This window comes from Pseudomonas sp. LAMO17WK12:I5, assembly GCF_900215165.1.
GTDB lineage: Bacteria > Pseudomonadota > Gammaproteobacteria > Pseudomonadales > Pseudomonadaceae > Aquipseudomonas > Aquipseudomonas putida_A.
In genome coordinates this window covers 125,348-137,293 of the sequence record NZ_OBDS01000009.1, presented here as the reverse complement: position 1 = coordinate 137,293, position 11,946 = coordinate 125,348, and the positions used below count along the sequence as shown (strand labels likewise).

The following is an 11,946-nucleotide window of genomic DNA, read 5'->3' as shown; positions in this document are numbered from 1 at the left end:
GCGGATCTGTGGATAACGTGTTCGCCCATCCCTGTACCCCACGCCAATCAAGCCCTCCAGGCTCCAGCTCAAAAAACAACCAGCCTAAGTCACGGTTTTTCCGGGCTTTTTCTCCTGCATAACGCCAAGAGTTGCCCCCAATCTCTGTTGGCGCTTCTGTGGACAAGATGTTCGCTGTCCGCTGCAAGCCATATAAAACGTGGCCTGTATAGGATTGATCAATAATTGATCGATTAAGCTTTTAAAGCTGATAATCCCCGTGTAGACCGCGATTTCACACAGCCCTCAGCGCTTTTCCACAGCCGCCGCGAAGTTACCCCCGAACTCTGTTGGTGCTTCTGTGGATAACGTGTTCGCCATCCTCTACAAGCCATGAAAACCGTGGCTTACAAAGACTTGATCAAAAAATAGCCAATGTGTCTGGCAAACCATCATTCTGGATAAGTCACGATTTTTATTCACAAATCAGCGAGTTATTTTTCCAGTCATCCACAGTTACCCCCAATTGCTGTGGGCGGTTATGTGGATAACTTGTTTGCCAAACCCTGCAAGGCCCGCCCGGTATAGTCCAAACCGCAATTGATCAGATTTCATACAGTTCTAAACCGTTGCCTTGACTTCGATTCCTGCGCTGTCTTCACTGCAATGGCACAAGGACAGCCGTCACTTATCCACATCAGGTTCTGGGAGAACGCATGATGGATAGCCGCCCACATCGCCATCCCCCCTCGCCACGCAAGCGCACCTTACGTCGTGCGGCCAATCAACGCGCTCGTCTGTAGCGACCTCCTGCTTTAACCGCTGTGCTGTCGCCGGGCTCGACCCGGAGGCCAGGTGCCCGTTCGCCCATAGATTGCAGGCAACCGCAGAGTTGCCCCATCTGCCTGAGAAGAGGAACACCCTCATGACACGCATCGCAACGCCCATCAGCGAGATCAAGGAACACTACGACGTGATCGTCATCGGCTCCGGCTATGGCGGCGGCATTGCTGCGTCGCGCCTGTCCCGGGCCGGCAAGCAGGTGTGCCTGCTCGAACGCGGGCGGGAAATCCAGCCCGGTGAATACCCCAACACCATGATCGCCGCGACCGAAGAGTTGCAGGTGCATGACCCGGACGGCCACATTGGCTCGCGCACCGGGCTGTTCGACCTGCATGTGAATGCCCAGCAGAACGTGGTGGTCGGCTGCGGCCTCGGCGGTACATCGCTGATCAACGCCAACGTTGCCCTGGAGCCGGAACCCGGGGTGTTCGAGGATCCACGCTGGCCGCAGGCGGTACGCGATCATCGCGATACGCTGCTCAAGGACGGTTACGCCCGTGCCCGGGAAATGCTCAAGCCTAATCCGTACCCGAACAACGCACCGAACCTGCCCAAGCTCGACGCCAACAAAAAGTCTGCGGACTACCTCAAGCAAGGCGCGCATTTCTACAAGCCACCGATCAACGTGACCTTCGACAAACTGCCGAACAACCTCAACCACGTCGGCGTCGAGCAACTGCCGTGCAACCAGTGCGGCGACTGCGTCTCGGGCTGTAACAACAAGGCCAAGAACACCACGCTGATGAACTATCTGCCGGATGCCTGGAACCATGGCGCGGAGATTTTCTGCCAGGCTGAGGTGCGGCATCTGGAGCGCGACGGCGATGGCTGGATCGTGCACTTCCAGTACCTCGACAGCGGTCGCGAGAAGTTCGACGCGCCGACGCTGTTCGTGAAGGCCGCTATCGTCGTGGTCTCCGCCGGCACCCTCGGCTCTACCGAGATCCTGCTGCGTTCGCGGGACAAGGGGCTGGTGATGTCCGGTCAGCTCGGCGAGAACATGAGCGGTAACGGTGACATCCTCGGTTTCGGCCACAACTGCGAGCAGACCATCAACGGCATCGGCTTCGGCGCGCATTCGGCCAAGGAGCTGCACCCGGTCGGCCCGTGCATCACCTCGATCATCGACCTGCGCACCGACGGTGACTGGCGCAGCCGCATGGTCATCGAGGAAGGTTCGATCCCCGGCGCCCTCGGCCGGCCGATGGTGCCGGCAATGGCCGGGTTTGCCGAGTTGATCGGCAAGGCCACGGACGACAGTTTCAGCGGCAAGCTCGGCTACAAGGAGCGCGAGGCCGAAAGCTTCCTGCGCGGCCCCTATTACGGCGCGCTGCACAATATGCAGACCTACCTGATCATGAGCCACGACAGTGGCCAGGGCCGGATGATTCTCGACAACAAGGACCAGTTGCGCATCGACTGGCCGGGTGTCGGCGAGCAGGAAAACTTCAAGCTCGGCAACGAACGTTTGTACCAGAGTACCAAGGCACTGGGCGGGGTCTGGGTCGAGAATCCGATCTGGACCCAACTGCTCAAGCACAGCATCGTCTCGGTGCATCCGCTGGGCGGTTGCGTGATGGGCGAGGACGCCGCGCAAGGCGTGGTCAATCACAAGGGCCAGGTGTTCAGCGGCGCCAACGGCACTGATGTCTACGCCAGCCTCTACGTGACTGACGGCGCGGTGATTCCGACTTCGCTGGCGGTCAATCCGCTGCTGACCATCTCCGCTGTGAGTGAACGCAACATGGGCCTGCTGGCCGCCGACCGTGGCTGGAAGATCGACTACACGCTGCCGTCGGCACCGCGCAAACAGGTGGCACCACCGACTCTCGGCGTGCAGTTCACCGAAACCATGAAAGGCTATTTCTCCCGCGCCTTCACCGCCGCGCAAAGCACCGATCTGAAAGTCTACGAAGCGGCGGCCAAACGCGGTGAGGCAGATAATTCGCCGATCGACTTTACCCTGACCATCACCGCCAACGACCTCAACCGGATGATCAAGGAACCGGAGCACGCCGCGACCATTGTCGGTACGGTCAATGCCCCGGCGCTGTCGCCGCAACCGCTGACCGCCAGCAACGGCGTGTTCAACCTGTTCGAACAATTCGAGCAGCAGGTCGACACACGGCACATGAAATACGACATGAAACTGACCGCCGAGGACGGCAGCGATTACTTCTTCAGTGCCTTCAAAACCGTGCCGGAAGACAACGGTGTGCTGAATATCTGGCACGACACCAGCACCCTGTACGTGACGCTGTATCGCGGACCGGACAAGTCGGGCGAGGTGATCGGCTCCGGGGTGATGCACATTCATCCGACCGATTTCGCCAAGCAGATGACCACCATGAAAGTGCTCAACGCGCGTAACGAGCGCGAGCGCATCGAAGGCCTGGCGCGCTTCGGCAAGTTCTTCGCCGGGATTCTCTGGGAGAGTTACGGCGGGGTCTTCGCTGGCGATATCTACTTCAACCCCGACGCGCCGCCACGCCTGAAACGGCCACTGGATGCGCCGATCCCGGCGGTGCATTTCTTCCCCACCGAGGACGGCGTCGAGCTGCGCCTGACCCGTTATCAGGCCGGTAGCAAAGGCCCGGTGATGCTGGTGCATGGCCTGGGCGTCGGCTCGAATATCTTTTCCACCGACACCATCCAGACCAACCTGCTGGAGTACCTGTGCAAGCACGACTATGACGTGTGGCTGCTGGATTTCCGGGTGAGCATTCTGCTGCCGGCGAGCAAGAAAGAGTGGAATGGCGACCAGATCGCCCAGTACGACTTCAAGGCTGCCATTGCGCAAATTCAGCAGGAGACGCAGGCCAAAGACGTGCAGTGCGTGGTGCATTGCTACGGCGCGACGACATTCTTCATGTCGTTGCTGGCAGGGCTGCAGGGTGTGCGCTCGGTGGTCTGCTCGCAGATTGCCGCTGACACTGTGGTTGCCACGGCTACCGGGTTGAAGGCTGGTCTGCACTTGCCGGGCATGCTCGATGCCATCGGTATCAAATCGATGACGGCTTACGCCGACAGCAAGGAGAACTGGTTCAACCGCCTCTACGACAAGGCCCTCAACGGCTACGCGCGGATCGAGGCGCAGGGTTATTGCACCAACCCGGTGTGCCACCGCATCACCTTTATGTACGCCTCGCTGTATCGCCACGACACGCTCAATGAAACCCTGCACGACAACCTGCACGAGCTGTTCGGCGAGTCGAACATCGAGACCTTCGAGCACCTGGCGCTGATCGTGCGCAAAGGGCATCTGGTGGATTTCAAAGGCAACGATGTGTACATGCCGCACTTCGAGCGGCTGACAATGCCGATCTGCTTTATCAGCGGCGCGGAGAACCAGTGTTACCTGCCGGAAAGCACGCTCAAGACCTACCAGCGAGTCTGCGAAGTCCACGGGCCGGAGCGCTACAGCCGGCACGTAGTGCCGGGTTACGGCCACATCGACTGCATGTTCGGCAAGAACGCGGTGGTGGATGTGTATCCGCTCATCCTTGAGCACCTGGAGAAAACGGCCCTCGGCTGAGATCGATTACTGATTTCTGTGTTGAGGAGATTCTCTGTGGCGAGGGGATTCATCCCCGATCGGCTGCGCAGCAGTCGTAAAACCTGAGCGCGCGGTGATCCTGACATACCGCGCTGGCAGGGTTTGGGGCCGCTTCGCGACCCGTCGGGGATAAATCCCCTCACCACAGGGGACATCGCTGGTTGGTGGTCAGAAGGAAATGGATGACATGGATACCTACATCCGCTGGTTTCAACGCTTCATCTGGATCGGCATTGCAATGAACATGGTGTTCGCGATCCCGGCGCTGTTCGCGCCGGGGTTGCTGACATCGGTGGTCGGTCTGCCGCCGCAACTCTCCGACCCGTGGCTGGAGAACGCCGGGATGCTGCTGGTGGGCATCAGCGTGTTTTACATGCCGTCGGGCTTCAATGCGCCGCGCTATGTGGTGCATTCCTGGCTGTGCGTGCTGACGCGGCTGATCGCCGTGATGTTCTGGATTTACCTGATCAATACGAGCATTCAGGGTTCGGTGTTCGTGCCGATGCTGATGGGCGATCTGAGCTTCTTCCTGATCCTCGGTATTCTGCTGTACCTCGGCACCACGCCCGCGAACCGGCCATGGGCGCTGCTGTGCGACGGCTGGCGCGAGTGGCGCGCGGCCTGGGCGCGGCAATGGCAGAGCCATGCCTTCAAGATCGGTACCTTGGTCGTACTGGCGCTGCTCGGTTTCATCGGTTACCAGACCTGGTACCAGATGCTGCGCGTGGTGCCGGAGCAGGAATACGCCTCCGACGAAGATCACTACAAATACGCCGCCATCGGCCTGGGCATCGAAGCGCGGATCCCGTATTACCTGTTCGCCGTGCTGCCGCAGATGTGCCCGGAAAAACTGCCCAAACCCGGCGGCTGGGAAGTCCTCGGCTTTCTCTATGAGAACGGCAAGGACCTGCCGATCGGCATGGCCAAGCGGCAGATCGGTTACCCGACCGTGGAACCGAACTGCGCGCTGTGCCACACCGGTTCCTACCGGGCCAATGCCAGCGACGTCGCGGTCAACGTGGCGAGCGCGCCGGCCAACACCCTGCAACTGCAGGCCTTCCAGTGGTTCGCCTACGATTGCGCCAGCGACCCGAAATTCACCACCGACGCGGTGATGGCGGCGATCAACGGCAAATTCCAACTGGGCTTTTTCGAGAAGCTCTACAACCGATATCTGATTATTCCGATGGCGAAGAGCGCTTTGCTCAAGCAGAAACAGGCCTACGCCTGGCAGAAGCTGCGTCCGCAACAGGGCCCGGGCCGCACCGACACCTTCAACCCGACGAAAATGGTGGTGTTCGGCTTCCCGGATGACTCGACCATCGGCACCGTCGATCTGCCGCAAGTGTGGAACCAGAAGCCGCGGGAATCGATGTACCTGCACTGGGACGGCAATAACAACAAGATCCACGAGCGCAACTACGCCGCCGCGATGGCCGTGGGCGCAACGCCGGAGTCGGTGCTGCCGCCGAGCTTCAACCGAGTGACCAACTGGCTGCTCGGGCACAAGGCGCCGGCGTGGCCATGGGCGCTGGATCAGGCGAAAGTCGCGCAAGGCAAGCCGATCTGGGATGCCAATTGCGCCGCGTGCCACGACTTCGGTCGCGCCGACACCGGGCAAGTCACCACCAATATCGATCAACTCGGCACCGATCCACATCGGCTGGACTCGTTCACCACCGGTCTGGTGACCGCGTTCCACACTTTCAAGAAGCCGCCGTTCGACTTCGGTGCCTATCGCAAGACCCAGAGCTACAGCAACACGCCGACTGACGGCATCTGGCTGCGCGCGCCGTACCTGCACAACGGTTCGGTGCCGACCCTGTGGGACCTGCTGCAACCGCCGGAAAAACGTCCGGTGGTGTTCATCACCGGCTCCGACGTCTACGACCCGGTCAACGTCGGTTTCGTCACCACGGGCGCTCAGGCCAAAGCCTCGGCGGATTTCAAATACGACACCCGACTGGAGGGCAACCACAACAGCGGTCACCTGTATGGCACCACGCTGTCGGACGACGACAAACGTGCGTTGATCGAATTCATGAAAACCCTGTGAGCCCTTACGGATAGAGGATTACGCCATGTCATTGGTCAGTCATTGGGAACACGAGTACGACAAGGTCAAACTGCGCATTCACGGCTTGTTCACGCGCATGGAAATGGCCTGGATGAAGCTCATCAGCGAGCTGGAACCGCAGGAGTTTCAGGCGATCATCAAGCTGCTGCAGCGCGGTCACGATCAGGCGCAGTACGTGCTGAAAAACGGTGAGTTGCCGGGCGATGAACCGGCGGTGCCGTGGGAGTTGTCCCACGGGTTGTCGATCCTGCGCATCGGCAATGCGACGCCATTGCCGCAGTCCCCCGATCAACTGCAAACCAAAGTGCTCAAGGACGGCACGCTGCTCGGCTGCCGCAAGTGGGAACTGCTGGATCTGCTGTGGAGCGAGGCGCTGCTCAAATGGATCGAAAACCTGCGTCACCACGCGACCTTCGGCACCGACCCGGCGCTGGTGACCATGGATCGCGAAGTGACGTTGGCGATTGCCGGCGACTGGGGCACCGGGCCGTTCAACAGCCATGCGCCGGCGGTGTCGGTGGCCAACCAGATGCAACTGGCCAATGCCGACTTCACCATTCACCTGGGGGATGTCTATTACGCGGGCACCCACTCCCAGGAGGACACCGACATGTCGGGCTGGCCGATGGGCACCCACGGCTCGTTCACCCTCAATTCCAACCACGAGATGTACAGCGGCGCCCACGGTTACTTCAAGGAACTGGCCGCGCGTTTTCCGGGGCAGCAGGGCACCAGCTACTTTGCCTTGATCAATGACGACTGGCTGATTGTCGGGCTGGACACGGCCTATGCCTCGGACGTGATGAACCTGTACATGGACGGCACGCTGAACGAACCGCAAATCGCCTGGATGAAGGGCTTGCCCAAACGCAAGAAGCTCATGGTGCTCAGTCATCATCAGGGTTTTGATATCACCGGACACAACAAGACCGCGCTGTATCAACCGGTGTGCGATGCACTGGGGCGCGAGCCGGATTACTGGTATTGGGGGCATCTGCACAATGGCATCGTCTACGCCACCCAGGGCAGCCTGCATGCGCGCTGTGCCGGGCACGGAGCGATTCCCTATGGCACCACCAGCGAGCTGAACGGGCATCCACGGATACTGTTTTCCGAGACCCAGGATGCGAAGGATCCGGACTATCCGCTGCGGGTGTTGAACGGGTACGCGAAAATCAGGTTGGTGGGGAAGGAGATTTTCGAGGAGTTTATTGGCGAGGATGGCAGTGTGAGGTGGTCATCCACATGACCGGGCGCCTGCGGTATCTGTACCGCACGCCTTTTCATGCATTGAAAATATAAAAACCTTAACTCCTCTTGTGCTGGCTAGTTAAAGGGTTTGGTTGTCGGTATATGCCGAATCAAAATAGAAACAGTTTCCGATAGTTCTATTGGCAAGTTTGACAGGTATGGTGGCTGCGACTTTACTTGGCTGCACGTGAGGAATTGAACAAAATTGTTCAGCAATAAATTCCGCCGGGTTCAATGCAGGAGTTTTTTTGTAATGGAGTACTTTTAGTCAATTTATTGGCTTTTTATCAAGAAACCCTACTTTGTGATTAATCCATTTCGGGATGGCGCTGCGAAAGCTGTTTAATTCGCGCGTATTTCATGTGGGATGCTGTTTGATAATTGCCGGAATTAAAAAGACAACGAGCAGTTGCATGGGCGGAGTATGAGTTTTTTGACGAGTGCTGTCTGCCGGTTTCATCAGCAGCATTTGTCTGCCGGGGCACAACACCAAGTGCGATAAATACAACACTACAAGGAGTTCCAAAATGTCTGAAGCAGCCAAGTCAAAAGTCAAGTCGGTCGCCGAAGCGGCCGTTCCTCCGTCGAAAGAGGCTTATGTCGAACTGCTGAACGAAATGCGCGTTCATGCCAAGAAACGCTCGTCGGGTGCGGCACGAGGCGTACTGATGGCTTCGCCACGCCTGCAACAGATTCACCTGCGCAGCCTTTATCTGAGTAATGGCGCCAATGATCCAGGTGTGAAAAGGCTGGAAAAAGAAGCCAGGGAAGCAGGAGAAGGACAGTCGAATCAATCGGAAAAAGGGCTGGTGAAAGCCACCGAAGCGTTCCAGAATTCCGGGTCGACCGATACCAAGTCCTACAAGGAAAAACTTGAGGAGCTGCGTAAACGTGACCAGAAGGCTGCCGAAGAGCGAATCGACAAAATCTACGACGCGGCCATCAATGAAGTTGACAAATTTCCGGCCAGTGCCGATGCGGTTATTGGTTTTATGGAAAACTTTGGCAATCTCTTTAATGGCGTACTCAACAAGATCGGTGACTTCTTTATCGAGATTGGCCAGAAGATCCTCAGTTGGCTGAAGAATGTCTGGGAGAAAATTACCAATACTTTCAATTCGGTCGTCAGTTGGATTGGAGGCTGGTTCTCCTGAAGCCATTTTATGGTCTGTGAGGTGTTTAATGATCAAACCATTTAAACCCATCGGGCCACCGCCGTTTATCGATCCTATTGAAGGCGAGTGGTGTCGCGCAATCAATCTTGAAGAAAATCGGGCGCTTGATGCAAATAAAGCAAAGCTCGATGCTCTTCGACTTCGCGACAAGAAACGAACCGAAGAAAAGATCGATGGTTTGTACGATGCGCTGCAAAGAAAAATCGACCCGGACTATAAACGTCCGCCGAGTGCCGCTGATGTGAACAATATCTTCGAGGCGGCGCAGAGCATCATCAGATCCTGGAACTGGTAACGGTGCCACGGCTGCAATAAAAAAACCGCGAGCGTGCTCGCGGTTTTTTATTGTCGGCACTGGCGATTTTCAACCCTGAACAGGCACGCCTTTGAGGTACGGCGCAGGCTCGGCCCCAAGGTTGTTCAGCATCCGCTCGCTGTACCAATCCACGAAGTTGACCACGCCAAACTCATAGGTCTTGGAGTACGGCCCTGGCTGATAAGCCGTGGAGTTGATCCCGCGCTGGTTCTCTTCGGCCAGACGCCGGTCTTGATCGTTGGTCGCGTCCCACACCTGGCGCATGCGCTCGACGTCGTAATCCACGCCTTCGACCGCATCCTTGTGCACCAGCCATTTGGTGGTGACCATGGTTTCCTGGGCGCTGATCGGCCACACGGTGAAGACGATGATGTGGTCGCCCATGCAGTGGTTCCACGAGTGCGGCAGGTGCAGGATGCGCATCGAGCCGAGGTCGGGGTTCTTGATCCGGCCCATCAGTTTGGCGCAGCCCTGTTTGCCGTCCAGGGTCATCGACACGGTGCCCTTGAGCAGCGGCATGCGCACGATGCGGTTGCGCAGGCCGAAACTGGCGTGGGCGTAAGGGATTTTCTCGGCTTCCCACGCAGCGGCGGACGCGGCGACGTGATCCTTGAACGCCTGATCGGCGCGCGGGTCGGTGACGTCGTCCCATTCCAGCAGGGTTTTCAGCAGTTCCGGGTGCGACGCGTTGCAGTGGTAGCACTCGCGGTTGTTTTCCAGCACCAGTTTCCAGTTGGCCTTTTCCATCAAGGTGGTGGTGATCGCCACCTTGGTGTTCTCCATGTCGTACGGTTCCATGTAGTGGTTCAGTGTCGACAGGAAGTCATCAATGGCCGGCGGATTCTCCGCCAGGCTGATGAAGATGTAGCCGCCGGCAGTCTTCACGTTCACCGGTTTGAGGCCGTACTGCTTCATGTCGAAGTCGGCGCCCATCTCGGTGCCGGCGAACAGCAGGCGCCCGTCCAGTTCGTAGGTCCACTGGTGGTAGTGGCAGACCAGTTTGGCAACCTTGCCCTTTTCACTGGTGCACAGACGCGAACCACGGTGGCGGCAGACGTTATGGAAGGCGTGGACTACGCCGTCGGCGCCACGAATGACGATGATCGGGTTCTTGCCGACCTGCAGGGTCAGGTAGTTGCCCTTGGCCGGGATCTCGCAGGTCATGCCGGCGATCAACCACTCTTTCTGGAAGATCTCCTGCATGTCGATATCGAACAGGCGTTCGTCGCTGTAGAACGGCTGCGGCAGCGAGAAAGTGCGCTCGCGCTCCTGCAGCATCTGTGCGGTGGCCTTGCGTGCGGGTTCCAGCGGATCGCCCAGGCTGATTTTTGCGGTGACGTCCATCGATGTATTCCTCAAGGCCATCTGCGTGGCCGCGAAAGTGGCTGATCAGGGTTGCTACGCAAGGTGTAAAGAATTCGTCTTGGTGTGGGGCGAGTGTGGGGCCGACGCTGCCCGGAACCTTATCCATGGGCGACATGGTGCAATCTGTTCCCGACGCGCAACCCCCGGCGGTTGGGGGCTGGTCGCGATAAGTATGCCGATGTCGCGGATAGGTAAACGGACGGTTCACGCTATACGCAGAATCGCCACATGAAGGCCGACAGTCGGCCGTGGAGAACAGCATGTCCAACAGCTTCCTGAATCCGGTCACCACCCAGACCTGGGCCAATGGCCGACACATCGTCCGTTGCGTCAAAGTCATCCAGGAAACCTGGGACGTGCGCACCTTCTGTTTCATGGCCGACCAGCCGATCCTGTTCTTCTTCAAGCCCGGGCAGTTCGTGACCCTGGAGCTGGAAATCGACGGCCAGCCGATCATGCGTTCGTACACCATTTCCAGTTCGCCGTCGGTGCCGTACAGCTTCTCGGTGACCATCAAGCGTGTGCCGGGGGGCAAGGTCTCCAACTGGCTGCACGACACCCTGCATGAAGGCCAGGAGCTGGCGGTGCACGGGCCGGTCGGGCTGTTCAACGCCATCGACTTCCCGAGCCCGAAAGTGCTGTATCTCAGCGGCGGCGTGGGGATCACTCCGTGCATGTCGATGGCGCGCTGGTTCTACGACACCAACGCCAACGTCGACATGACCTTTATCCACAGCGCGCGCTCGCCGAAAGACATCATTTATCACCGCGAGCTGGAGCACATGGCGTCGCGGATCGACAACTTCAGCCTGCACCTGATCTGCGAGAAACACGGGCTGGGCGAGCCGTGGGCCGGTTATCGCGGCTACCTCAATCACAAGATGCTCGAACTGATGGTGCCGGACTTCCTTGAGCGCGAAGTGTTCTGCTGCGGCCCGACGCCGTACATGAACGCGGTCAAGCGCCTGCTGGAAGTGGCCGGTTACGACATGTCGCGTTATCACGAGGAATCCTTCGGCGCCACGCCACCGGAAGCTCGTGCCGATGCGGTGGAGCAAGCCGAGCAGGCAGCCGATGCGCCGGAAATCGATGCGGCGGATCTGCATCAGGTCGAGTTCACCGCCTCCGGTAAGAGCATCCGCGTGGCCCCGGGCGAAACCGTGCACGCGGCGGCGGCCAAGCTTGGCCTGATGATCCCGAAAGCTTGCGGCATGGGGATCTGCGGCACGTGCAAGGTGATGAAGCTGGGGGGCGAGGTGGAGATGGAGCACAACGGCGGGATTACCGAGGACGACGAGGCCGAGGGTTACATTCTGTCGTGCTGCAGCGTGCCAAAGGGCGACGTGCGTATCGAATTCTAGACCACTGCACAAATCCAATGTGG

At 58.7% G+C, this 11,946-nt stretch carries 7 protein-coding genes; 6 read left to right on the top strand and 1 reads right to left on the bottom strand.

All coding sequences use genetic code 11. From position 1 onward, the window contains the following. Positions 1-904 precede the first annotated feature (904 nt). The 5 genes from CRO59_RS17370 to CRO59_RS17350 all read left to right on the top strand — a co-directional run bounded on the left by CRO59_RS17370 (position 905) and on the right by CRO59_RS17350 (position 9,176). The gene (locus CRO59_RS17370; protein WP_097089055.1) at positions 905-4,357 is read left to right on the top strand and encodes a GMC oxidoreductase; all 3,453 of its coding nucleotides are present in this window, start codon (positions 905-907) and stop codon (positions 4,355-4,357) included. 208 nt (positions 4,358-4,565) lie between these two features. Beyond that, positions 4,566-6,434, top strand: a complete 1,869-nt coding sequence (locus CRO59_RS17365) for a hypothetical protein (RefSeq protein WP_097089058.1) — start codon at positions 4,566-4,568, stop codon at positions 6,432-6,434. Positions 6,435-6,459: 25 nt separating this feature from the next. Next, positions 6,460-7,704: a metallophosphoesterase gene (locus CRO59_RS17360; RefSeq protein ID WP_097089060.1), complete on the top strand. Its 1,245-nt coding sequence runs from the start codon at positions 6,460-6,462 to the stop codon at positions 7,702-7,704. Positions 7,705-8,233: 529 nt separating this feature from the next. After that, on the top strand, positions 8,234-8,860 hold the full coding sequence (locus CRO59_RS17355) for a hypothetical protein (protein WP_064589562.1): 627 nt from the start codon (positions 8,234-8,236) through the stop codon (positions 8,858-8,860). A 28-nt stretch (positions 8,861-8,888) separates the two neighbouring features. After that, positions 8,889-9,176, top strand: a complete 288-nt coding sequence (locus CRO59_RS17350; RefSeq protein WP_064589561.1) for a hypothetical protein — start codon at positions 8,889-8,891, stop codon at positions 9,174-9,176. Between the two features lie 69 nt (positions 9,177-9,245). Here CRO59_RS17350 and gbcA read toward each other — a convergent pair whose 3' ends face one another. Next, positions 9,246-10,541 carry a glycine-betaine demethylase subunit GbcA gene (gene gbcA, locus CRO59_RS17345; protein ID WP_027610658.1) on the bottom strand — a complete coding sequence of 432 codons (1,296 nt, stop codon included), beginning with the start codon at positions 10,539-10,541 and terminating at the stop codon, positions 9,246-9,248. A gap of 281 nt (positions 10,542-10,822) precedes the next feature. Here gbcA and gbcB point away from each other — a divergent pair, with 281 nt between their 5' ends. Further along, a complete protein-coding gene (gbcB, locus tag CRO59_RS17335; RefSeq protein WP_027610659.1) occupies positions 10,823-11,923 on the top strand; it encodes a glycine-betaine demethylase subunit GbcB in 1,101 nt (366 codons plus the stop codon). The last annotated feature ends 23 nt before the right edge of the window (positions 11,924-11,946 follow it).